The organism is Coleofasciculus sp. H7-2 (assembly GCF_042747725.1).
Classification (GTDB): Bacteria; Cyanobacteriota; Cyanobacteriia; order Cyanobacteriales; family FACHB-T130; genus FACHB-T130.
In genome coordinates, this window is record NZ_JBHZGO010000113.1 from 63,079 (window position 1) to 86,364 (window position 23,286).

Consider the following 23,286-nt stretch of genomic DNA (forward strand, 5'->3'; position numbering starts at 1 on the left):
GAGGAACTCTTAAAAATGGACAATCAGGACGTGACTATAAGTATAGGTGATGCCTCTAAAGAATTGGGCGTATCAATTAAAACTGTTCGTAGGTGGGCAGATTCTGGGAAGCTTCGTTACGAACGCAGTCCAAGCGGACATAGAAGATTTTATTTAGCAGACATAAAACGAATTACGCCACGCGACTTAAAGCAGTTAGATAGCCGGATAACTATCAATTACGCTCGTGTATCTAGTCACGACCAAAAGGCAGATTTAGTGCGTCAAGTACAAATTTTAGAAGCTTTTAGTAGCGCTAATGGCTGGCAGTACGAAACTATCTCTGATTTAGGCTCAGGGCTAAATTACAACCAAAAAGGCTTGCAAAAACTGCTTAAGCGAATCATGAAAGGTGATATTGGCAGGCTTGTCTTAACTCATAAAGACCGATTGCTTAGATTTGGTTCAGAGTTAGTATTCGCTATGTGCGAAGAGTTTGAAACTGAAGTTGTAATAGTTAACAAATCAGATGAAGAGTTGACATTTGAGCAAGAACTAGTCACGGACATGATAGAACTCATTACCGTGTTCTCGGCACGTCTTTATGGTTTTCGTAGTCGCAAAAATAAAAAACTTCTTGATAATGTAGCTAAAGCTGTACAAGATTCTCAATAAATACGTTAACATTTGGGTAGATATAGGTATATATTAGAGAAGTCAGCCAAACATTGTCAAGGTCGTAAACAATGCTCCTTTCTTTCAAGACAGCGCTAATTCCCAATAACAAACAAGTTACAGCATTCAAGAAAGCTTCTGGTGTAGCGCGTCATGCCTACAACTGGGCAAACGCTGTAATTATGGACGTTTTGAAAGTTCGCGAAACCGATAAAACAGTCAAAGTGCCATCGGCTATCGACCTTCATAATAAACTAGTCGCGGAGGTCAAGACTGTTCATGAATGGTACTACGAAACTAATAAAAATGTCCCTCAGAAAGCGCTAGCAGATGTCCGGCAAGCATGGGATAGATGCTTTAAAAAAATGTCCCTACAACCTCGTTTTAAAAAGAAAGGTCAACGCGATTCTTTCTATTTGGAACAAGGAACCAAGGCTGTACCTAAGATTCAAAATGATGGCAAACGTGTTAAGCTCCCTTCTATCGGTTGGGTGCGATTATCGGAGCCATTACCAGTTACAGCAGTTCATAATTGCGTTATTAGTCGCCAAGCTGACCGATGGTTTATCGCTATTAAATATGAGATAGAGCTAACAACCGTTGCCTCTGAGCGACCTACTGTCGGCGTTGATATCGGAATCAAGGAGTTAGCTGTTTGTTCCAATGGTAAAGTGTTCAATAATCCTAAAGCTTACCGACGTATGAGTAAACGTTTAAAGCGTTCTCAACGTCGTGTCAGCAAAAAGGTCAAAGGTTCTAAGAACCGTGTCAAGGCAGTTAGAAAACTAGCCAAGCTTCACGCCAAAGTATCAAACATCAGAAAAGATTCTATTCATAAACTGACTCATTACCTCGCCAAAAACCACAGCGAGATACGGATAGAAGACTTGCATATTAAAGCTTTTCTGAAAAATCATAAATTAGCTGGTGCAATAGCTGATTGTGGAATGTATGAGTTCCGTAGACAGTTAGAGTATAAAACTGAGAAGTTTTCTAGTAAATTAATCTTGGTAGACAGAATGTTTCCTAGCTCTCAGATATGCTCTAACTGTGGGAACCACCGCCACAAGATGCCATTAAAAAACCGCGTTTATATTTGTCCTGATTGTCAACATACAGAAGACCGTGATTTAAACGCTGCAAAGAATATTGACCGATGGTTTGAGGATATTTTTATCCCTGAACGGGATAGATAGGTAAGCTCTACCGAGATAGCCTGCGGAGTGGCCAAACCTCTTAGAAGTCATTCTAAGACCACGATGAAACAGGAAGATAACACCAAAACTACTTTTGTCCAGCTAAGTCTAGATTTAGGTAGTTTTGGGTAGGTTTATCAGAGCGGTTGTGTGCGGTATATCTGTAGGGGCATGGCAATCAAAAAGCCCGTACCCAGTGGATATGGTCAAAACGTTAGAGCCGCGATAGATTCCACCTAACTAAGAAACGTTCAGGGCTTACGCAAAGCTTATACATATAGCGTTCTTGTCGGTTCAATCCCCCTGTGGTTGCCCTTACTATGTGGTGATGTGCGGCGAGTCCTGACGTTATCAACGGTATTGAGAAGAGCAATAACCGAAAATGCCAGTACAATGCCTATCTCTCAGACAGCAACGGATTGCCGAGCTGGAGATAGCATTGTGGCTTAAATTGAGATGGGGGCAGAGGGACTTGAACCCTCACGACCTTTTACGGTCAACGGATTTTCATTCTCTCGCAGCTTTCGCTACTGCCTTTTACGACTTTGAGAATTGGACTCTCTCTTTACCCTCGGCTTGACGTTAGGGTAGCTCCCGTCGAGTCTCTGCACCTTCCGAAGAGTTTTGAAGTTTGAGTTTTGAGTTTTAAATTCACTCAGTTCTCAATCCTCAAGCACTGACTTTGGCTTGGCTCAGGATTGCCATGTCTGTTGCCAGATTTAGGTTTCCCTGAATTTGAGAGCCGTCACTTGACAGATTTCTCCATCAAGGCCCAGTTTTCTAAGTCCGTAGCGTCTGCCATTCCGCCATGCCCCCGGATCGGGAGAAGTGTCGTTACGTATCTTCTACAAAACTAACTTCATTGTCTATTGCAACATTAAATGGGGACTTTGTGCAACTATTGCTTTAGTCTCACCAATTAAGCGGCTGATTCCAGCAAACGGTAAAATATGGACAGTTGGTCGGGTGTCTAAACGGAGAGTTCTCTTTTGAGAGACTTTTTGGGTTGATGTCCGCACCGGGACGCCGGTATTCACGCTCGTTCTTCTACCGCCAGAAAAAATTATGATGGTTGCGATATTGTATCTAGTTTTGAGTGGAGCTTACCTGGTGGTGATTCCCTTCGCCCTGTATGCCTACCTGCAAAAGCGGTGGTATGTTGCTAGCTCCTTTGAACGCAGTTTCATGTATTTCCTGGTTTTCTTTTTCTTCCCAGGTTTGTTGCTTCTCAGTCCATTTTTGAATTTTCGACCCCAGCGGCGGCAAGTTCAGAGTTAAGGTTTGTCGTTGGGTAAGCGCTAAATGCGACGAATTGACATCATTGGAATTGGCATCGGCGTCTTTGCCGCCGGTGGAATTGCGTATTTGCTGTTGCGGGTAGCGGGGCTAGATAGCCTGGAAGCTGGTATTTGGAGTCAAGTTTTCCTGGTGGGTGGGTTGGTTGGCTGGCTGCTGACTTACCTGTTCCGAGTGGGAACGAAACGGATGACCTATAACCAGCAGCTGAAAGACTATGAAGAAGCCGTTTTACAAAAGCGACTGGAAGAAATGACGCCAGAAGAACTGGCTGGGCTACAAGCTGAAATCGAACGGGAAAACAAATTACAAAAATAGCAGATAGTTGTCAGCGGTCAGTTGTGTAGGGGTACGGTAATGCTGTGCCCGTATAGGAGTTTGTAGTTTCTTGTTTGCCCCTGACCGCTGATCCTGGAATTGCTAACGCCCGAAGTGCCACTGATCACTGACCACTGACTTTTGACAAATGACTTCAATTTCTGAGTGCTTTGAGTCTCTGCGCGATCGCTCTGAATGTGCCTTAATTCCCTTTATCACAGCGGGAGATCCGGATCTGGAGACCACGGCTAAGGCGTTAAAAGTCCTTGATGCCGCTGGTGCTGACATGATTGAGCTGGGCGTTCCCTATTCAGATCCGTTGGCAGATGGGCCAACGATTCAAGCTGCTGCTACTAGAGCTTTGCAACGGGGAACCCGCTTGGAACAGGTGCTGGAGATGGTATCCGGCGTTAGCCAAGAGGTGCGATCGCCTATCGTTCTATTTACCTACTACAACCCGATTCTAAACCGGGGCGTTGAACCGTTCTTCAAGCAGATTGCTGATGCTGGGGTGCGGGGATTGGTGGTGCCAGATTTGCCGTTGGAGGAGTCTTCCGGGCTGCTGCAAACTGCTGCCAGCCTGGGAATTGATGTAATTTTATTGGTAGCGCCCACCAGTTCCCCAGAGCGAATAGAAGCGATCGCGCGTCAGTCTCAGGGATTCATTTACTTGGTGAGTGTGACTGGAGTGACGGGAATTCGATCTGGACTGGACTCGCGGGTGCAAGATATCCTTAAGCAGATGCGGAGCATTACGAATAAGCCCATCGGCGTTGGGTTTGGCATCTCCGAGCCAGAACAAGCCCGTCAGGTGAAAGACTGGGGGGCAGATGCCGCAATCGTAGGTAGTGCTTTTGTGAAACGTTTGGCAGAAGGAACACCAGAACAGGGGCTGGATGCGATCGCCGAGTTTTGCCGAAGTTTGAAAACGGCGATTACGACCTAACTATTGGCGCGATCTCCGTAACATCTTGAGCAATAGTAACGCCACCGATTCCTGCGCGAACCGACTCTCGTCGGCGCTTCGCGATCGCTTCTGGCGGCAGATGCATCCATGCGATTAAACTCAGGGAATTAAACGTAGGGAATCAAAGGAATTTCAATCGAAAACTCTGCTCCCTGCCCTGGTTCTGACACGCACTTGAGCATTCCGCCATGTTTCTCTACCACAATTTGGTAGCTAATGGATAGCCCCAAACCAGTTCCCTTGCCGACTGGCTTGGTGGTGAAGAAGGGGTCAAACAGACGCTTGATAACGCTCTCTGACATTCCTGGGCCATTGTCTCGAATCCGAATCACAACGACTTGGTTCTTGGTCATGGGGAATGGGTCATTGGTAATAGGCATCTTCGGCGTGTTAGGGCTTCGAGTCTCTTGCCCATTACCCGTTACCTTTTGACAATTACGGATTTCGGTGCCGATGGTAATTTTCCTCGGTTCGGGAAGGCTATCGAGGGCATCAATGGCATTGCTGAGAATGTTCATGAACACTTGATTAAGCTGACCGGCGTAGCAATCGACTAAGGGAAGATCGCCGTACTCCTTCAAGATTTGAATCCCGCCGTAAGCGCCATTCGGTTTCAAACGGCTATGGAGAATTAGCAAACTATTGTCGATGCCCTCGTGGATATCCACCGGCTTCATTTCGGCTTCATCCAGACGAGAGAAGTTCCGCAATGACAAGACAATCTGACGGATGCGGTCAGCGCCCATTTGCATGGAAGATAGCATTTTGGGCAAGTCATCGATGATGAAGTCTAAATCAATCTCTTCCTCCTGCGCTTGAATTGCGGGAACGGCATGGGTGTAGTGCTGTTGATAGAGGTGTACGAGATCGAGTAGGTCTTGAATGTAGTCGCTGGTGTGGCTGAGGTTGCCGGTGATGAAATTGACTGGGTTGTTGATTTCGTGGGCGATACCGGCGACCATTTGACCTAAGCTGGACATTTTTTCGGTCTGAATCAGCTGAGATTGGGCTTGTTTGAGATTGTGCAATGCTTGCTCTAGTTGTTGCGTCTGGGTTTGAGCGGCACGGGCGGCGGCACGACTTTGGGCGTAGAGTTCTGCTTGGTCAATGGCGATCGCTAGCTGATCCACGACGCCTTGCAGTAGCTCAATTTCGCTGTCAAGCCAGGGACGAGATCCACTGCTATGACTACAGACAATCGCGCCTAGATGACCGGCGTGGGTTTTCAAAGGTAGCAGCAGCACCGAACGAACGCCCAAATTGCTTAGTAGAGGCACGAGACTTTGCATCTCTCCATTCTCGGCATTTAAGCTGCGATCGCTTGTCAGATCGTCAACCCGCAAAGTCTGGAGTTGGCGGATTTTCTCGCTCAGGGGATCGAGTTCTTCTGGGGGACACTCGGAGAGCAAACTCGGTCTACTGGCGTCTGTTGTCGCTTCGTGAGTTACGGTCAGACTTGCCTGATTGGACTGCGCCCAGCACCACAAATATTGACATCGGTCAACTTTCAACAAACAGCGAATCTCATTCACGGCGGTTCCCAGGATGGTATCCAGGTCGAGGGAATCTCGAATCTGGCTCGCCAAGCGGAACAGCAAGGCTTCTCGACGTGCCGAGAGGGCTTCTTTCGCCCAAGACCGATCGATGGCGATCGCTAAAGCGTTGACGACCCACCCCAACGCTTGATGAACGGCTTCGCTAAAGCGTTGGCTGCCGCATACAGCCATGACGCCCACCAGTCGGTCTTCGACAATCAGGGGATAGCTTGCCAAATAGCTTTCGGGGATTCGCAAACAGCTTTCAGCTACATAATCATCGTACAGGCGGGCTTCCAACCCGCCCCCACACCGATAATTACTATCCTGAGTCAGGTAGGGTTGACGAGTTTGAGCCACGAAGCCGACTAGGGAACCGTCTAGAACCTGGTGACGCTGAGCCAACAAATCTTGCCAATACAATTCGCTCTGAGAATTAACCCTTGCGGTTGCTTGCAATTCCAAGCGATTGAGTTTTTGGTTAAATGTCCAGATACAAGCAAAAGTTGCATCAAGATGCTGCACCATTGCTTCCGTACAGCGATTGAGGCTTTCCGATAAAGAGCCAGCCGCGCCCAAGGCGATACCGACTTCTGCTTCTAGGGTGGAGAGGCGCGATCGCTCCATCAGTGCTGCCTCTGACTGTTTACGACCTGTAACATCCCGGAAATAAACCGATAGACCATCTTGATAAGGATAGCCTCGCACTTCAAACCATCTCTCCAGAGGCTCATACAACACCTCAAAGTGAACGGTTACTTGATTGGCAACTGCCCGGTGATACTCCTGATAAAAATTAGAATTGACTGTTTCTGGGAACTCATCCCAAATACACTGATTAATTAACTCGTCTTTGCTTCTAAATAAAAGTTGCTCTGCCCGCGAGTTCAGATAAGTGAATCGCCATTCGGTATCTAAAGTAAAGAAGGCATCAGTAATACTTTCCAAAATGTTCCGAGTGCGGTTCTCGCTGTTGACAGCCGCTTCGCGTGCCGCCTGTTCTCTCGCCAAAAGTTGGATGCGCTCCTCTTCCTGCCGCTTGCGCTCGTCGATATCCGTGTTCGTCCCAAACCAACTAACGATCCCACCTTCGTTATCACGCACGGGTACCGCCCGTCCCAGGTGCCAGCGATAGTTTCCGTCAGCCACACTCAGCAGGCGAAATTCAACTTCGTAAGGCTCTCCCGTAGACAGAGAATGACTCCAGCGGGCAATACAATCTGGCACATCCTCCGGATGCAGCACATTTTGCCATCCCCAGCCCACCATTTCCTCGAACGTGCGTCTGAAATATTCCAGAACGCGCTGGTTTACATAATCGAGTGCGCCATCTGGCTGTGCCGTCCATACCTGCTGCGGAATCACTTCAGCCAAGGCGCGAAAGCGCTGTTCGCTCTGTCGTTGTAATTCTTCTGCCCATTTGCGCTCAGTGATGTCTTGACGAATTGCTACATATTCAACAGGTTTTCCGTCGGAATTTAAGACGGGCACAATTGTGGTATCCACCCAGTAATAAGTTCCATCTTTGGCTCGATTTCTGATTTCGCCATGCCAGACGCTGCCACTACTGATGGTTGCCCACATCTGCTGAAAAAATTCCTTGGGGTGATGCCCGGAATTGATGATGCGGTGATTTTGTCCGAGCAGTTCTTGTCTAGAATATTGAGAAATTTCGCAGAACTTATCGTTTACATAGTTAATCTTTCCAGTTTGGTCTGTAACCGCCACAATTGAAGATTGATCGAGGGCAAACTTGATGTCTGCCACTTCTTTTAAGGATTCAGAGAGTGCCGACTCAGCTCGCTGGCGCTCTTGTTGTGCATGAGCGTCTTTAATGCTAATCGTCAGGTATCCGGCAATATCAGCCAATGTGGCGATTTCATACTCGCTCCATTTGTAAGGTTGCGGCGAGTCAAAGCACAGCAAGCCTACTAACTGGTCGGAATGCTGCAACGGTATGTCAAGCATAGACAGGGTTTGAGCAGCCAACATCACATCAGCCAGAGGTGCTAACCGGAAGTCTTGGGTGACATCGTTACAGATGAATGAGTCGCCCATCTGTAAGGCATTAAGATATTCAGATGCAACAGCTAAATCAGCCACTAATCCTGAAAGTTTCGGCATTCCTGGTGGCTCAATGGAGGAAATCACCGTCAAGATACCTTGGTGATTAACCGTTGAATAAGCCACTCGCAGATTAGGGAAATATTCGCTAATTTGTTTGAGCGTGCGTTCAATTATTTGCTCGACCGACAAACCAGATCGGGTTTTAGTTGAGATGCTGTTGAGCAACTGGAGACGAGTTTTGCTGTTCAGGAGCGCTGTCTCAGCTCGTTTAGCAAGAGTAATGTCTGTCTGAATGCCAACTAAGTAAAGTAAATCGCCCTTATCTGAGAACACGGGCGAAATTTTTAATTGGTTCCAAAAAGGTTGATTATCTTTGCGATAGTTTAGCAGCGTAACTTTAATTTCTTTCATTTGGGCGATCGCATTCCTAATTTTGGCGATCGCTTCTGGATCGGTATCGACACCTTGCAAAAACCGGCAGTTGCGACCAATCACTTCATCTGGCTGATACCCAGTGATTCGAGTAAAAGCCGGGTTTGCGTAGACAATCGGGCAATCTGGGTGGTTGGGATCGACGATGACAACTCCATCTGAAACTGACTTTACAGCTTGTGCCAGTTTCAGATTTTCTGCTGCGGCTTGACGCAAGGCGTCTTCAGTTTGTTGATGTTTGGTGATATCCATTACTGTACCGAGCGTGCGAACCGCTGTTGCCGTTTCGCTGTAAAGAACTTTGCCTTTTCCCGCTATCCAGCGGATACTGCCATTAGGACAGACAATGCGGAATTCAATCTTGTGGTCTGTTTGATCCTGGATAGAAGCAGCGAAAGCCCCGGCGACAAGTTCCCGATCTTCAGGATGAACGCAATTCAGGAAGCATTCCTGAGTTCCGTCAAAGGTGCCCGGAACTAGCCCCAATAGCCCCTCTAAATTATCAGAGCCTGTCGTATCAGCTACTTGACTCAAAAGATTAAAGTCCACAATGCTGGTGTGAGAAGCTGCTAGTCCCAACTGAAATCGTGTTTCTTTCTCCCGAAGTGCCGCTTCAGTTTGCTGTTGATTGGTGATAATGTGTTCGGGATTGGTTAAGTTTTTTCGCAGTTGTAGTTGAGCGATCGCTTGCCTTCCTAATGTCCCCAGCGCTTCCTGCTGTTCCCGGCTGAAATCTCGCGGCACATCATCAAACGCAGATAGCACGCCTACCATCACGCCCTCAGACGTGACTAAGGGCACACCCGCATAAAATCGGATTTTTGGGTCGGATTTCACTAAAGCATGGCTAGCAAACCGTTTATCTGACAGCGTATCCCGAACGAACATCAACTCGCGATCGCAGATTTCTGGTTGTAGGATGGCATAAGTGCAGAAAGCAACATAGGCGTCAGTGTCTGGGCTGGAAATGCCCAATTTTGACTGGAGCCAATGTTGTTTGCCATCCATGAAGCTGAGCAGAGCCATCTTCGTCTGACAAATATACGCTGCCAAACGTGTTAGATCGTCGAATGCAGCTACAGCTATTTGAAAATATGCTAGCTCCGGAGGAGCCGCAACGCTGATGCGATCCGGGATAGAGTCTAGTAGCGGACACCATCCCAGAGCATCAAGCGGGATTGCTCCGTTTCCAGGTATTCTTGCGTTCATTTTTAAGCGCCCTCTTCTGCGACTGCTGCACTTTTTCTGAGATAGTTGTATAAATGTTTACTCTTATTAGAACCGGATGATGAAGGCACTCTTTGAGACTTACCTCGTCTTCGTTTCCATTAAAAGCTTTCTTAATAGCTATACGATGTAGATGTTCCCTTACTTAGGAACGTGAACTTAATCTTTTATACTGCATCGCTCAGGTTAGGTTGGTTGATGTGAGTCACAAACTAAAAGAAACAAAAGAGCAAAGTTTAGGTAGGCGATACCCTCTTCACCGCAATTGCCAAGCCACCAGCCGTCTTTAGGGAAGGCTAGCTTTTTGGGATCTGCAACAATAAACGCGATCGCGCTTCTGGTTGCAGCCTGTCAACGAAGCGCTTCTAGAGCGACTTGACAGAACCTTCTGTATTTAGGATTCCCGTTCAGGATATATTTCTATCACAGACTGATTATTTTTTGATTTAACACACACCCCACCCGCTTCTTCCAGATAATTTTATCTTCAGAAAACAGATGCAACTTCAGTTCCGTCTTTTGTTACAATTATTTAAATACATTCCCGTAATTCTTCTATTTACTGCGTAATAATCATCAAGCTATAGTGCGTATAGTAGAATCTTTGTTTTAATAAAATTCAATTTTTGTAAAGTATTTTGAGATAGACAAATATTAAACAAACATTTATTAATAAGCAGCACTGAAACACTCAACAAAAGTAGAAAAGCTTTAAATTAAGAATAGCTGGGCGGGATAGATGTATTCTACAAAGGAAAGCGATGCTCTCTTACCTACTGGGGCTGACGTTAGAATAATTTGGATTGGGCTTTTTAATAGGCTTTGAACCCAATTCAACGAGTGTTAGGTTTTCGTAGACTAAAAACTGGGTAAAGAAGATGCCTTCAACTTTAAGTGAGATACCGGCTATCCTAGCAGTGGATGATAGTAGCGTCATGCAGACGCTGATCAAACGTGCCCTAGAGAGAGACTACAGAGTTTTGGTGGCAGATAATGCAGTAGATGCCTTATCGGTGATTTACCACCAGCAAATTTCAATTTTATTACTGGATGTTTCCATGCCAGGAGTGGATGGCTTAGAACTCTGTCGCACGGTTCGGAGTTTACCGCAATTTCACGATTTACCCATCATCATGCTGACAGCGCGAGACGGAGTTTTTGATAAAGTACAAGGGAGGTTGGCGGGTGCAACTGAATATTTGACAAAACCCTTTGAGGCTGAGCAACTGCGCCAGATTGTTGGCAATTTTATTGATTCAAATTGTTCAACTGAAATTTAATTTCCAGCTTTCCCTAAAAATAGAACTGTTAGCTTAGCAATACTTGTCGGTTAACGTCAGTTGGCAACACGATGCCAGTGGTTCATATCCCCGACAACTCTTACGAAGTCGGGGATCTCGCGTTCACGAATAATTTAGGACTGGTACAGTAATATCATTCCTGGGTTATTTTACTGATAGCTAATCGCAAAAACATGGGTTAGCCATTAGCCATTAGCCATTCCTACTTTTCCGTCAGCGTGAAAACGCCATCCCAGTTATCGGGAGGCGATTCTTGGAGAAACAACTGACAGCGTTTCAGGTGCAAGGCAGCCGCTTTGTCGTTTTTGTCAATTTCTTCCAGAATGGTGCCAAACTCACCCATTGCACGAGTAAACTTGCGATTTAGGTAATACTCGCGTCCCTTATGGTAAAGATCGATTGCCGTTCTCTTTTGATCGGAAATGTTTTCTTCCCGCAGCCCCACCAGTTCATAGATATTAACCGGCGTATTCTTACCTTTGACTCGAATACAGTCAAGTTCTCTTGCCCAAATCAGATCCTTGCAAGGCTGATAAGTGCTTTCGCTAATCACAATATCGCAACCATATTGTTTGCTAGCACCTTCTAAGCGAGATCCCAAATTCACTTCGTCACCAATTGCGGTGAACTCCATGCGCTTACTGGAGCCAATATTACCGCTAATTACCGTACCTGAATTAATGCCAATCCCAATCTTAAACGTTGGGAATCCTATGTTTTGGCGACAGGCATTGAATTCTGTTAAGCGATGGCGCATTTCGACTGCTGTTTGTACCGACATCCAGGCATGATCGAGCAAGGGTAAGGGAGAACCAAAGACTGCCATAATGGCATCGCCAATATATTTATCGAGGGTGCCTTTGTGGCTAAAAACAGCGTCTACCATCGACTCAAAATATTCATTGAGCATCTGCACCACGTCTTCTGCATTCATACTTTCGGTTAAGGTGGTGTAGCTGCGAATATCTGAGAACAAGATGGAAACGTCTTTTTTATCGCCTCCTAGTTTGGCATCACCGCTATTGATTAACTGTTCTGCCAATTCTTGAGTCATGTAGCGGTACATCGTACTCTTGAGCCGTTTCTCCTGAGAGATGTCATCCATCACCACCAGGGCACCGTAGACGTTGTTATTGTCGCTGGCATCGGCAATGGAGTTTATTGACAGGTGAACGCTATGTTGTTCCTCTCCTGTCGATAGCAAAGTTTGATCGGGATAGTATTGCTGGCGGCTTTTTTCTTCAGCGGCGTCTATCGCAGCTTTAAACCATTTAGAAAAGTCACCTTCTTTGATGCGGATCAGATCGTCAATTTTTTTACCTTCTATAAGGTCTTCATTTTTAAATCCTAAGAGTCGCTTGGCGCTTTCATTCGCTGCAATAATATGACCGGATTTATCAGTGGAGAGAACCCCATTAGAAAGGCTGCGGAGAATATCACGCTGCATTTGTTCTTGCTGTTTGACGGTAGCAAACAATTTGGCATTTTGCAGCGCTACACCGGCTTGAATATTAAATGCCTCCATGAAAGCTTCATCGCTTTGATTAAAGCTTGCCTTCCAGCATTCAGGGGGTTCGGGCCAAGTTTCCGGATTATAAGCAGGAAATTCTCCCTGTTTTTTCTTATTTACAAGTTGGGTGACACCAATCAACTCTTTGTCGGCGTTAAAGATTGGCATGCATAATAAGCTACAAGTGCGATAGCCATTTGCCTGATCGACTTGTTTAGAAACTTCAGAATCTGGATCGGCATAGAGGTCAAAAGAGATATTCAGGGGTTTACCGGATTCAGCCACTTTACCGACATAACCTTTTCCAACTGGCACTCGCAGTTCCCTGATGGAACCATTGGCAAGAGGAATTCTTGTCCACAAGTCATGGCGATCGCTATCTAACAGCCACAGGGTGCTACGATCTGCATTCATTAGCTCCTGGGCTTCATGCATCACCCGGTTCAGGGTATCTTCTAAGTCGAGATTGCTCTGGCTTAAGGATCGTGTCGCCTTCATCAATGCATCAGAAGCCCGCTGTCTCTGCGTTGCCATGTAAAAAGAGCGGGAACTTTCTAGAATCAAGCGAATGGAAGGAGCAAATTCTGCAAATATTTTTTCATCTTTTGAACTAAAGCCATTGAGATCGATTCGTTCTGCTAACGGCTTTCCTGGTTGATTTGGTAAGATTAATTTATTAATTAATTGAACGACCGCGACTAAATCCCCCTGTTCGTTTAACAGGGGTAAAGTTAACATAGTATAGGTGCGATAGCCATTTTCTTCGTCTTTCTTTTTGGCGAACGCAGACCGGGGATCTTCATAAAAATCAAAGGGAATATTAACACTTTTCTTATGGGTTGCGACCTCACCGGCAATCCCTTTATCGGCAGGAATCCGCAACTCTAAAGGTCGCCCCTCTGCACCTTCGGCAAGAATTGACCAGAGTTGGTTCTTTTCTTCATCAAGTAAATATATCGTTGTGCGATCTGCGCCGAGTAATTCTCCTGTTTTCAAGGTAATGGCATTCAACATTTCTTGAAGAATGGCATCAAACCCCTGGCTATCAGTCAACATTGATAGGGTTTGATTGACTACCTGGAGCTTTTCTTCGACACCTGTGACGACTTCTTTGAAAGTTTCCTTATTAAGTGGGGCAAGAAGTGCCGTAAAACTTCCTTCTTTTGTGGCTAATGCACCACCAGTAGCAGTAGGAATATTTGTAGAGGTTTGAGGGATTTGATTCCCAGTTGGATTTTCATCGTGGGGAACAACATCAATCACCCTGTCTGTATCGTTCCAAGCATGCATTTTGGTAGATGAAGGTGTCATAGATTTTTACAGATGCCTGAATTTGAGCGAGGTACGAGGCGGTGGAATTATCCTACAAATTTAACAGCCAAACTTTTTGTGCCTGGTGAGCAAATGCCATACTACTTACTCAACAGTTTACTCTTTGTTTTGGGGTTGGATAGAGGGCACGTTCTTATTTGTTGTCATTTGCCTTGCGTCCATTATGTTTGACTGCGGCTTGAGCTAGCAAGGACTCTGCAAAAGCGATCGCATCTTTGGCGGAGTGTCCCCCTGCCAGTGTTGCTAATTCTTGGCGGCGAGTCAGGTGATTGTCAAGCACGCTGACTCGTACAACCGTGCGTTCGGAAGGATGAAGGATGTAGGATGTCGGGACTTCTTCTTGCCGTAGCCCTTCAATTGCTCTCTCTAAGGGGAGGGTGGGATGAATTGCTTCGGGGTTCGTTGTTGAGACTTCGCCCTTTTTCCCAGCCTTTGATTGGGAAGGATCTTGCTTCTGGCTTCCTTCAACGACGTGTTTATCAACGCGAAAATGGCGGTCAGCCATTGCGGCGACAAGGGGTTGGTGAGTGACGCAAAGAACTTGGTGTCCCTGAGAAAGTTGGTGGAGTTTCTCAGCGATCGCTTGGGCAACCCGTCCGGACACCCCGACATCAATTTCGTCAAAAATTAGCGTTCCGGAGGCTTCCAGTTGGGAGAAACAAGCTTTGAGCGCCAGCAGGAAGCGGCTCATCTCCCCCCCAGAGGCAGTGGCAGACAGTGGTTGCATATTTTCGCCTGGGTTGGGACTAAAATAAAAGGCGATCGCGTCGGCACCTGTTGCGGTTGGGAGACAAGGGCTAATTTTGACTTGAAACTGCACCTTTTCCATCGCTAAAGGCTTGAGTTCCGCCACAAGTCTGCTTTCTAGTTCGTTGGCAGCAACGCGGCGCAAAGCTGTCAACTGGGTAGCCCTAGATGCCAAGATTTCATGACATTGAGAATAGATTTTTTCTAGTTCTTCGAGGGAGTGACCGCTATCGGTGAGGAGAGTGAGTTCACCGTGGATGCTCTGACTGTAGGCGATCGCTTCCCCCAACGTCGGACCATACTTGCGGCAAATCTGCTTCAGGGTGCGGATGCGCTCTTCCACTTCCGCCAGTCGCTGGGGATCGGCTTCTAAAGAAGCACCGTAAGCATTAATTTGCTGTCCGGCTTCCACTACTTGCGCCAGAGCCGTACTCACCATATCTAGCACGGGTTGCAGAGTGGCATCATAAGTCACCATATCAATCAGCGTTGCTTCGGCTTGACCCAATAAGTCTGCACCCGCTGACTCACCTGCATCATTTTGATAAAGAGCTTGATAAACCTGATAACTCAGCTGTTGTAACTCCACCACATGACTTAAGCGCTGGCGTTCTTGTTCGAGCTGTTCTGGTTCATCTGGTTCGCTCAAATTGGCAGCAGTCAATTCTTGGGCTTGATACTGTAGCAAGTCGAGCCGTTGCAAGCGTTGCTGCTCGGACTGACGGCGTTTGTCTCTTGCGTCCCGTGCCTGTTGAGAGTCGAGATAGGCAGCTTGAACGACTGAGCGTTGCTGTAGCACCGCTTCGCCGCCATAGACATCCAGCAACTCTCGCTGAAGCGCGGGTGCCACGAGTTGCACGGTTTGACCTTGGGCAGTAATTTCTACTAAGCGATCGCGCAGGCGATCCATTAATTGCCGGTTGACCAGAACTCCATTCACGCGAGAGCGGCTGCGGAGGCTTCCTTGCAGGCAGGCAATCTCCCGACAACAAACCACGGCTGTGTCATCAAGCAGCTCGATCTCTTGTTCAGAGAGCCACTCAGTCACAACTCGGTCAACCTTGAAGGTGGCTTCCACCAAAGCGCGATCGCTACCCGTGCGAATCGACCATTTGCTGACTTTCCCGCCCAAGGCGGCGTCAATCGCATCCAGGATAATCGACTTTCCCGCGCCGGTTTCGCCGGTCAGAACATTCAATCCAGAGCCAAATTCTAGCTCCAGATGGTCAATCAAGGCAAAGTTTTCAATCCGTAGGGACAGGAGCATGGAGCAAAATTCACCTTGAGGGAAGAGGGCAGGCAGCGGCAACTCAATGAACAATTGTCTTGTGCTAAGCAATCGATGCTCGCGAGTTATTCAAAACAGGTACTGGGCTACCAAACTTAGTTTAGTGTTTAGTTTTAAGTCCCGAAACTTTTTCAGGGTAGCGGGAAATTGACCTAATTGGCATTGTCCTAGAGCGGGAGCCGTGGTACCTCGTCCTGGCGCTTCCCTCGCTTATTGTTACAATACTTAATAGAGTTGCTCTCTCGTCGGTTCCCAAGCTTATGAATGTTAAAACAGTCTCCCCAATCTCACATCGGACAGACGCAAGCGATAGGCGAAGCGCCGACCTGTCGGTTGGCGTTTCTACAACAGGTGCGATGAAAAAGCCTGCCCAGATAGCGTCCGCCCTTGCCTCGCCGGTCGTGGTGGAGTATGAGCTTACCGCCACAGCAGAGCAATATCCAGCAGTCGTGGGTGCCCAAACCGTCTATACCCAAGCCGAAGAACTGCGCTACAACCCCGTCGCCATTACCGATTACTACCGGAGGCGTCCATTCCAAGTTTGGGGGCGATTGTTCAACATTCTGGTGCCGATACTCCGCTTTGGACTGAGTATGTGGTGGGACAAGCAAACAGGTCGAGTTGCCCAAAACGAGCGGAAACGGGCAATTCGCTTGCGGAAAATAATCACGAGACTGGGACCCGCCTATATTAAGGTGGGACAAGCGCTCTCGACTCGACCAGACTTAGTTCCGACGACTTATTTAGACGAACTGAGTCACCTGCAAGACCAGCTGCCACCATTTCCCAATGAATTAGCTTATCGGTTTATTGAGGAAGAATTAGGCGATCGCCCCGAACAAATTTACGCCGAACTCTCCCCCAACCCTGTAGCCGCTGCCTCCTTGGGACAAGTCTACAAAGGTAAGCTCAAGACTGGCGAAACCGTTGCCGTGAAGGTGCAGCGTCCGGGCTTAAGAGAAAACATTGCCCTAGATATCTACATCCTGCGTACCCTTGCCGGATGGGCGCAGAGAAATCTCAAACAGGTGCGGAGCGACCTCGTCTCCATCATGGATGAATTTGGCACCCGCATCTATGAAGAAATGGACTATACCCAGGAGGGTCACAACGCCGAGCGCTTTGCTTCTCTATACGGTCACTTACCAGATATTTACATTCCCAAGATTTACTGGAAATACACCCAGCGTCGCGTCCTGACAATGGAGTGGATTAACGGTACCAAATTGACCCAGCCAGAGGCACTCCGCGCTCAGGGAATTGATGCCGTTCACTTAATCGAGGTGGGCGTTCAGTGTTCGCTGCGGCAATTGCTGGAACATGGCTTTTTCCACGCTGACCCCCATCCAGGTAACTTGTTAGCGACTACTGACGGTCAGCTGGCTTATCTGGACTTTGGCATGATGAGCGATGTCAAGCCTTATCAGCGGTATGGCTTAATTGAAGCAGTGGTTCACATGGTCAACCGCGACTTTGAGGGCTTAGCCCGCGACTATGTGAATCTAGAGTTTTTAACCCCAGACACTGACCTGACCCCCATCATCCCAGCCCTTTCCAAGGTCTTCAGCAACGCGCTGGGAGCCAGTGTCGCGGAGATGAACTTCAAGAGCATCACCGATGATATGTCGGCGTTGATGTATGAGTATCCCTTCCGCGTTCCAGCTTACTACGCGCTGATTATCCGCTCTCTGGTCACGTTAGAAGGGATTGCGATTAATGTCGATCCCAATTTCAAAGTTCTCAGTAAAGCGTATCCCTACGTTGCCAAGCGCCTCTTGACAGACCCCTCGCCGGAATTGCGGGCATCTCTGCGTGACCTCCTGTTCAAAGACGGCAGTTTCCGCTGGAATCGTCTGGAAAATCTGTTAAAAAATGCCCGTTTCAGTGACGATTACGACCTGAATCAGGTGCTGAACCAGACCTTAGATTTTCTGTTCTCAGAGCGGGGTGCATTTATCCGGGAACACCTAACGGATGAAATTGTTAAGGGTATAGATACGCTGGGACGCCGCACCTTCCAAAATGTCACGTATTCGCTGCGCGAACGGGTGGGGATGACGGTGAATGAGGCACCGCCGTCGGTAGAAACGCCCCCCAGTCTGGAGCATATTAAACGGATTTGGGATATTCTCCAAGAAACTAGCGGGTTTGACCCGATGCAACTGCTGCCTGTGATTCCCCAATTGCTGATGAAGCCAGAAACTCAGCGCATGGGTCAAAAAATTGCCGGTGGTTTGGTGCAGCGAGTGGCGGCGCGGTTGATTCGGGACGTTTTACTTCAGGATGCGCCCCCACAAGCCTCCCAGAACGGTCACAAGCCACGCAATTATCCCCAGACATCATCGCCCCGCTTAGCGTTGCCGCCTGCTGCTGCGAGAAGGGCTGTATAGACCGTAGGTGAATGGGAATAGCTGGGTCATGGAAGGGAAGAGCGAGCGCTCTTCCATGACAATCCGGTTTGTTGGGTAGAGCGCTCAACGTTACCCAACTTCCGGCTTGATAACGTTGGTCCTGACTACAACTAACTGGTGATAATCCCTAAGAATGATGCTAGGTTGGGTTCTTGCGTAAGCGAAACTCAACTTTTACTTTTTTATACAGTTAGGTTTTGCTTTGTGTCTTGGGTTCAACCTACGAGGTGAAGGTATGTAGGTTATTTAATCCGCGATCCTAAGCTTATTTTGGCAGAAGAGATTGACGATCAAGCACATAAAAAAATCTTTACTTAAGCTGTCACACACAGGACTCGCCGCACATCACCACATCTAGGGGCAACCACAGGGGGATTGAACCCGAAAAAACGCTATATGTATAAGCTTTGCGTAAGTCCTGACACATTTAATTGGAATACAGTAAATACCTAAAGTAGAGACGCTGCATACAAAGTCTCTACTATTTCGACTGGATTTGACAATTTTTAATTAGGCATTTTAAATTTTTAATTGCTTATCCGTTTTCTTGCAGTTGATTGAGCGGCAGCTTAACAGTAAAAGTCGTGCCGATGCCAATTTCACTCTTGAGGGCGATCGCACCATCGTATAAATCTACACACTCTTTAACGATTGTCAATCCCAGCCCTGTACCAGAGATTGTGCCGACATTCTTTCCTCGATGGAATCGCTCAAACAAGCGTAGTTGGTCTTCTTTTGGGATTCCTATTCCCTCGTCCTGAATTTGGAAGATTGCCTCACGCTCCTGACAGATAAGTTCAAAATGAACTTTGCTGCCTCTGGGAGAATATTTAATTGCATTTAAAAGCAAATGATCGATAATTTGTCGCAGCAGCTTTTTATCCAGGTAGGCATTAGTACACTCACCTTGATGAATAAAAGTAATCGCGTGTTGGGAGCCAACGTTAAGTTGCAATTCTTCCACCAACTCGCGGCTAAACTCTACTAAATCCAGCGGTACGGGATTAAGCTCTAACTTGCCAGCCTCTGTTTTATCAAGAAGGAGGATGTCGTTTAACAACCGAGCCATTTGTTTGCTAGCGGCTCTTATTTTCTGGAAATGCGAGTCCTTTTGCACTTCAGACAATTTGTGTTTGTAGCGTTCCAGTAATTCAGCAGACATGGAGATTATTGTCAGCGGCGTGCGGAATTCATGAGATGCAGCTCTGATGAAGCGAGATTTGAAATTGCTGAGTTCTTTTTCTTGTTCCAGTGCCTTGCGGGTTTGTTCCGCCTGCTTGTGGCGTTCGGTGATGTCACGCAATAGCCAACGCAAACCGATTAAGTTGCCGGAGCGATCGCGTATAGCCGCCACGTTAAGTGCCGCCGAGAACGGCTGACCTTTCGAGGATTGTAAGCGCACTTCCCAGTCGTGCAACTGCGGAAAGTAATTCAATTGAGTCAATAGATCCCGAAAGGTTTTGCGATCTTCCTTAGCCACAAAAATCGCCATCGGTTTGCCTATTAGAAAATTCTGGGATCGGTTCAGCAAAGCCGCCGCCGTGCGGTTAGTCTCTTGAATGATTCCAAAGGTATTCGTTACTAAGTACCCGTCTGGGGCAAACTCAAATAGCTCTTGGTAGCGCTGGCGTTCTGCTTTTACAGTCTCGTAAGCGATCGCCAGTTCTTCGTTGCGTTGCTGCAACTCCTCTGTAGCCACCTGCAACTCTTCCAAAGCCGTGAAGAGTTCTTGCAAAGCCTCCTTTGTCAGTGTTTCCTGCGGATGCGGGAGGGATGGGGATTCCCTAGTACGCTGCCACAGCTCGTGCAGGCGCTGTTGTGCCGCCTCTATCTGTTGGTTAAAGATTTCCTCTTTCATCACGTACTTGTTCTGTGAGAATTAAGCTTAAGGGTTGATGCGCTTCCAGGAGTTTTCATAAATTCACGAGCGATCGCTTCCTTCATTCTCACAGATGCATGAATTTAGTATAAAAGCAAATACCCTCAGAAACTATGCAACCTAAGGAACAGCATTATTATTCACCACAATAATATTTGTAACTAGAGGAAGCGGCGGACTATAAAAGTGCAGATTACGATAGTAAAATCTTGCCATTGCCAGGTGGCTCTACTAATCATAATTGCTTAGCACTTAACTTGAGTATTCTTAAGCATTTCTTTCAAAGAACAGGAGCATGAAGTTTTGATTAATAATTGGCGCTGACTAATACCCAGAAATTGATTTAACTTTTTTTCTCGATTGTAATTATAATTTTGGCGTTACTCATAACCTCGTCATAATACGATTACCAACTCTTAAATTATTATTTAATTATTTATAAATACTTATAAAAGTTTAAGATAACATTATAAATTTTAAGTTTACTTAACATATTTGTTTCTTTCCAAGTATAATTAGTTGCTTAATATAGAACCACTTTGAAAATCTACCCAAACTTCTAAAAGATAGTTTTTTTGTAAATATAAAAATAAAGATGCAGTGCTAGCTTAAATTTCTTTCCGATTTAAAATTTCGTCATCAGATATTTACGATGAAGTTAAGTTCGAGGTTAGTGAGGCGAGAGTGTAGTAGCGATCGCGCCTCTCCTTTCCCTAATTTCAAACCAATATAAAAGCTTATTAGTGCAGCTAGTGAAAGTGACGATGTAATGCGATAGCGAAGCGCAGAAAAAGTCAGTTCGCGCTTTGGTGGAGATGAGCGCGATCGCGTTTTCAATAATGATATCGAGCTTGGAGAAAATCAATTCTGTCATCGCTGACCAGGTAAATTATTCGGTGTTCCTCAGTCAATCGCCGCGACCATGCGTTTGAGTCCATGTATTTAAGCGGTTCTGGCTTGCCAATACCTGTAAAAGGATCTCGCATGATATCTTCAATCAGCTTAAAGGCACGCAGTGCAGTTTTGCGGTTTGTCTTGACCCAATAGGCGAGGTCTTCCCGAAATTATGGGTGAAAAACCGCATCACGAGCCTTTATTTCTTGGGGTTGCGGTTCATCCTTCTGAGTCAATCCCTAACTCCTGGCGTAGGCTGTCAATACTCTGTGGTTCTAAAGTTTTCGCTTTGGCTCGTTCTAGAGCAGTTAGCAAACGTGCTGCATTTTTAGGTGAACGGAGTAAATAGGCGGTTTCTAGCAAACTATCCAGTTCGTCAGCAGCAATCAAGGCGACGCTTTCACCTTCCTGTCGGGTAATGATCGCCACATCTCGATCGGCAACGACGCGATCGCACAGTTCGGCTAGGTTAGCACTAGCATCAGTGAACGTTGTCTGCTTGGACATGGTGGGTAATTCCCTCATGCTGTATACCTTTCCAGTACATAATAGCTTGATTGATTGGAGGAGCGATAGCGAAGCGCAGAAAAAGTCAGTTCGCGTCTTGATTGAAAGAAGGCGATCGCTCATCCTTCCTTCTATTCCAAAGCCAGCACAAAAGCTTATCCTTACAAGTAGGAGCCTTGAGTTAAACGGAATTACATCTAAAGGGAATTAGCCAGATGCTAAAAATAACTAAAAGTTACATACTTGACGAAAATCAACAACCTGTTGCCGTACAAATCCCGATTGCTGAATTTGAACAAATCGAGAAAATCCTTGAAAAGTTCGGTTTGACAGAACGGATAGAAGAAATGGAAAATCGTGAGCAACTATCAGACGATATAGAGGATGAACCTTACGACTGGGAACCGGGAGAGATAGGTGAAGGCTATCCTGTTAAATATATTCCAGGGAAGGGAATTGTTGTTATTAAGCCATGACAATTGACTCGTTACAGACTGGAGATGTTGTAACGGCAAACTTTCCCAGACACCAACCTAGAGGACATGAACAAGAAGGCTACCGTCCTGCGATTGTGGTAGGCTTTCCTTATCAAATAGGAGTCCCCCGATTCTCGTCAGTAATTGTAATTCCTATGACAACTGATAGAGGTCAAACGTGGGCGATCGCTTCCCCAGATTTATACCCACGTTTCCCCGCTGGAATTGCTGGGTTGAAAAAACCTTCTATCGTTTTGTTGGATCAAGTAAGGGTTTTAGATGTTAACAGGATTGTTGAGTATCGGGGTTGTTTGAAACCTACCGAGTATACCCCTATCTTGGCTGTAATTCAGCGCATGATAACTCCTTGAGAGGATGCGATCGCATCCTCTCCTCCTGCTAATTCAAAGCCTTTACATTAATGTCATTTGGGGTGAGTTCAGCCTTTCCCCATATTTCAGGTAACGGAGTTACCCAAGAAATAGGTACAGAAATCACATCTAAAGTTTCCCCATCTTTAAAGACTTCCAGAGTATATCCTGCCTCCGGCTGATTCTTAGTAGGAGGTAGATGATCTAATACAACTCCCTTGTCACCTTTTTGAACTGGGCTATCAGGAATGTCTTGATTAAGTAACACCCACTGAAATAATCTTGCTGTTGTCATCGTTTTAACCTTCCTATAACTTGTCAGGATATAAAGTTATAAATTTAACAATATCTGCTCCCTCATCCTGCTGCCAGATAGTAATTACCCTAACTAGCCGACTATTAGGGCCATACCACTGGCTTTTGACCTTTAAGCGAGTACCCCAATCAGTGGACGTTACTTCTGTAACTTCAGAGCCATCTACAGCATTTAGTATATCTCTCTTCAGAATTTCCCAATTTTCAAGGTTATAGCCTGCTAAAGCCAAATACTCTGATTTATCATCTTTGGGTTGGTAAACAAGTAGGTAGTTGGTTATTTTCTGGTCTTGAATCACCAACCCCGAAGGTATCCTCATTAATTTTGTCCAACCCTTTCATATTGAATTTATTTACAACTTTTCTTTATCTTTACCTACGGTAGCTGAGATCCTTAACGAAGTGGAGGACGCTGGGATCGAACTGAATCCCGGATTAGCGGGACTTAAACAGATTTCAAGCCCAAATAAAGCCCAAAGCAGCTTGATAAGCAACGAATACGTCGTGATTGTGGTGCAACCACTCCACGAAACGGAAAGACATCGCTGTCCGAAACGCTGATA

Annotated in this window: 17 protein-coding genes and 1 pseudogene; 9 read left to right on the plus strand and 9 right to left on the minus strand. The window is 46.4% G+C overall.

The features are described 5' to 3' along the window. Nucleotides 1–15 precede the first annotated feature (15 nt). The 5 genes from ACFW2W_RS26580 (at nucleotide 16) to trpA (ending at nucleotide 4,410) form a co-directional block, all read left to right on the plus strand. Nucleotides 16–654, plus strand: coding sequence for an IS607 family transposase (locus ACFW2W_RS26580; protein WP_378184948.1), 639 nt, complete (start codon nucleotides 16–18; stop codon nucleotides 652–654). Between the two features lie 71 nt (nucleotides 655–725). Continuing rightward, nucleotides 726–1,850 (plus strand): RNA-guided endonuclease InsQ/TnpB family protein, encoded by a 1,125-nt coding sequence (locus tag ACFW2W_RS26585; RefSeq protein ID WP_378184950.1) that lies wholly within the window; start codon nucleotides 726–728, stop codon nucleotides 1,848–1,850. Between the two features lie 1,065 nt (nucleotides 1,851–2,915). Beyond that, nucleotides 2,916–3,128, plus strand: a complete 213-nt coding sequence (gene ndhL, locus ACFW2W_RS26590; protein ID WP_378184952.1) for an NAD(P)H-quinone oxidoreductase subunit L — start codon at nucleotides 2,916–2,918, stop codon at nucleotides 3,126–3,128. A 24-nt stretch (nucleotides 3,129–3,152) separates the two neighbouring features. Beyond that, nucleotides 3,153–3,464, plus strand: coding sequence for a DUF3007 family protein (locus ACFW2W_RS26595; RefSeq protein WP_378184954.1), 312 nt, complete (start codon nucleotides 3,153–3,155; stop codon nucleotides 3,462–3,464). Between the two features lie 148 nt (nucleotides 3,465–3,612). Then, nucleotides 3,613–4,410, plus strand: coding sequence for a tryptophan synthase subunit alpha (gene trpA / locus ACFW2W_RS26600; protein WP_378184956.1), 798 nt, complete (start codon nucleotides 3,613–3,615; stop codon nucleotides 4,408–4,410). 128 nt (nucleotides 4,411–4,538) lie between these two features. Here the strand turns inward: trpA and ACFW2W_RS26605 are convergent, their stop codons facing one another. After that, nucleotides 4,539–9,674 (minus strand): PAS domain S-box protein, encoded by a 5,136-nt coding sequence (locus ACFW2W_RS26605; protein WP_378184958.1) that lies wholly within the window; start codon nucleotides 9,672–9,674, stop codon nucleotides 4,539–4,541. Nucleotides 9,675–10,570: 896 nt separating this feature from the next. Here ACFW2W_RS26605 and ACFW2W_RS26610 point away from each other — a divergent pair. After that, nucleotides 10,571–10,972 carry a PleD family two-component system response regulator gene (locus tag ACFW2W_RS26610; protein ID WP_378184960.1) on the plus strand — a complete coding sequence of 134 codons (402 nt, stop codon included), beginning with the start codon at nucleotides 10,571–10,573 and terminating at the stop codon, nucleotides 10,970–10,972. A gap of 223 nt (nucleotides 10,973–11,195) precedes the next feature. Here the strand turns inward: ACFW2W_RS26610 and ACFW2W_RS26615 are convergent, their stop codons facing one another. Both ACFW2W_RS26615 and recN read right to left on the minus strand, forming a co-directional pair. Beyond that, entirely contained in the window at nucleotides 11,196–13,814 is a 2,619-nt protein-coding gene (locus tag ACFW2W_RS26615; protein ID WP_378184963.1) for a GAF domain-containing protein, read from the minus strand. Between the two features lie 154 nt (nucleotides 13,815–13,968). Continuing rightward, nucleotides 13,969–15,849 (minus strand): DNA repair protein RecN, encoded by a 1,881-nt coding sequence (gene recN / locus ACFW2W_RS26620; protein WP_378184965.1) that lies wholly within the window; start codon nucleotides 15,847–15,849, stop codon nucleotides 13,969–13,971. Nucleotides 15,850–16,130: 281 nt separating this feature from the next. On the opposite strand from recN, the gene ACFW2W_RS26625 reads away from it, so the two are divergent. Then, nucleotides 16,131–18,260 carry an ABC1 kinase family protein gene (locus ACFW2W_RS26625; RefSeq protein WP_378184967.1) on the plus strand — a complete coding sequence of 710 codons (2,130 nt, stop codon included), beginning with the start codon at nucleotides 16,131–16,133 and terminating at the stop codon, nucleotides 18,258–18,260. A gap of 556 nt (nucleotides 18,261–18,816) precedes the next feature. Here ACFW2W_RS26625 and ACFW2W_RS26630 read toward each other — a convergent pair. The 4 genes and pseudogenes from ACFW2W_RS26630 to ACFW2W_RS26645 form a co-directional block, all read right to left on the minus strand. After that, complete coding sequence (locus tag ACFW2W_RS26630) at nucleotides 18,817–20,139, minus strand: ATP-binding protein (protein WP_378184969.1); 1,323 nt, start codon at nucleotides 20,137–20,139, stop codon at nucleotides 18,817–18,819. Between the two features lie 691 nt (nucleotides 20,140–20,830). Further along, nucleotides 20,831–21,034 (minus strand): hypothetical protein, encoded by a 204-nt coding sequence (locus tag ACFW2W_RS26635; RefSeq protein WP_378184987.1) that lies wholly within the window; start codon nucleotides 21,032–21,034, stop codon nucleotides 20,831–20,833. Further along, nucleotides 20,994–21,257, minus strand: a pseudogene (locus ACFW2W_RS26640) (Txe/YoeB family addiction module toxin). Before ACFW2W_RS26640 ends, ACFW2W_RS26635 begins: the two are co-directional and overlap by 41 nt. Nucleotides 21,258–21,273: 16 nt before the next feature. Further along, nucleotides 21,274–21,561 (minus strand): type II toxin-antitoxin system Phd/YefM family antitoxin, encoded by a 288-nt coding sequence (locus tag ACFW2W_RS26645; protein ID WP_378184985.1) that lies wholly within the window; start codon nucleotides 21,559–21,561, stop codon nucleotides 21,274–21,276. 215 nt (nucleotides 21,562–21,776) lie between these two features. Here ACFW2W_RS26645 and ACFW2W_RS26650 point away from each other — a divergent pair, with 215 nt between their 5' ends. Both ACFW2W_RS26650 and ACFW2W_RS26655 read left to right on the plus strand, forming a co-directional pair. After that, nucleotides 21,777–22,037, plus strand: coding sequence for a hypothetical protein (locus ACFW2W_RS26650; protein ID WP_378184971.1), 261 nt, complete (start codon nucleotides 21,777–21,779; stop codon nucleotides 22,035–22,037). Continuing rightward, the gene (locus tag ACFW2W_RS26655; RefSeq protein WP_378184973.1) at nucleotides 22,034–22,408 is read left to right on the plus strand and encodes a type II toxin-antitoxin system PemK/MazF family toxin; all 375 of its coding nucleotides are present in this window, start codon (nucleotides 22,034–22,036) and stop codon (nucleotides 22,406–22,408) included. Before ACFW2W_RS26650 ends, ACFW2W_RS26655 begins: the two co-directional genes overlap by 4 nt. A 28-nt stretch (nucleotides 22,409–22,436) precedes the next feature. Here ACFW2W_RS26655 and ACFW2W_RS26660 read toward each other — a convergent pair whose 3' ends face one another. Together ACFW2W_RS26660 and ACFW2W_RS26665 are read right to left on the minus strand one after the other, a co-directional pair. Then, the gene (locus tag ACFW2W_RS26660) at nucleotides 22,437–22,703 is read right to left on the minus strand and encodes a DUF4926 domain-containing protein (RefSeq protein ID WP_378184975.1); all 267 of its coding nucleotides are present in this window, start codon (nucleotides 22,701–22,703) and stop codon (nucleotides 22,437–22,439) included. A 13-nt stretch (nucleotides 22,704–22,716) separates the two neighbouring features. Further along, nucleotides 22,717–23,043 carry a DUF6883 domain-containing protein gene (locus tag ACFW2W_RS26665; protein WP_378184977.1) on the minus strand — a complete coding sequence of 109 codons (327 nt, stop codon included), beginning with the start codon at nucleotides 23,041–23,043 and terminating at the stop codon, nucleotides 22,717–22,719. Nucleotides 23,044–23,286 lie beyond the last annotated feature (243 nt).

Coding starts and splice junctions, on each gene's coding strand:
- ACFW2W_RS26580 (WP_378184948.1), top strand. CDS start 16: ATGGACAATCAGGACGTGACTATAAGTATAGGTGATGCCTCTAAAGAA.
- ACFW2W_RS26585 (WP_378184950.1), top strand. CDS start 726: ATGCTCCTTTCTTTCAAGACAGCGCTAATTCCCAATAACAAACAAGTT.
- ndhL (WP_378184952.1), top strand. CDS start 2,916: ATGATGGTTGCGATATTGTATCTAGTTTTGAGTGGAGCTTACCTGGTG.
- ACFW2W_RS26595 (WP_378184954.1), top strand. CDS start 3,153: ATGCGACGAATTGACATCATTGGAATTGGCATCGGCGTCTTTGCCGCC.
- trpA (WP_378184956.1), top strand. CDS start 3,613: ATGACTTCAATTTCTGAGTGCTTTGAGTCTCTGCGCGATCGCTCTGAA.
- ACFW2W_RS26605 (WP_378184958.1), bottom strand. CDS start 9,674: ATGAACGCAAGAATACCTGGAAACGGAGCAATCCCGCTTGATGCTCTG.
- ACFW2W_RS26610 (WP_378184960.1), top strand. CDS start 10,571: ATGCCTTCAACTTTAAGTGAGATACCGGCTATCCTAGCAGTGGATGAT.
- ACFW2W_RS26615 (WP_378184963.1), bottom strand. CDS start 13,814: ATGACACCTTCATCTACCAAAATGCATGCTTGGAACGATACAGACAGG.
- recN (WP_378184965.1), bottom strand. CDS start 15,849: ATGCTCCTGTCCCTACGGATTGAAAACTTTGCCTTGATTGACCATCTG.
- ACFW2W_RS26625 (WP_378184967.1), top strand. CDS start 16,131: ATGAATGTTAAAACAGTCTCCCCAATCTCACATCGGACAGACGCAAGC.
- ACFW2W_RS26630 (WP_378184969.1), bottom strand. CDS start 20,139: ATGAAAGAGGAAATCTTTAACCAACAGATAGAGGCGGCACAACAGCGC.
- ACFW2W_RS26635 (WP_378184987.1), bottom strand. CDS start 21,034: ATGACAGAATTGATTTTCTCCAAGCTCGATATCATTATTGAAAACGCG.
- ACFW2W_RS26645 (WP_378184985.1), bottom strand. CDS start 21,561: ATGTCCAAGCAGACAACGTTCACTGATGCTAGTGCTAACCTAGCCGAA.
- ACFW2W_RS26650 (WP_378184971.1), top strand. CDS start 21,777: ATGCTAAAAATAACTAAAAGTTACATACTTGACGAAAATCAACAACCT.
- ACFW2W_RS26655 (WP_378184973.1), top strand. CDS start 22,034: ATGACAATTGACTCGTTACAGACTGGAGATGTTGTAACGGCAAACTTT.
- ACFW2W_RS26660 (WP_378184975.1), bottom strand. CDS start 22,703: ATGACAACAGCAAGATTATTTCAGTGGGTGTTACTTAATCAAGACATT.
- ACFW2W_RS26665 (WP_378184977.1), bottom strand. CDS start 23,043: ATGAGGATACCTTCGGGGTTGGTGATTCAAGACCAGAAAATAACCAAC.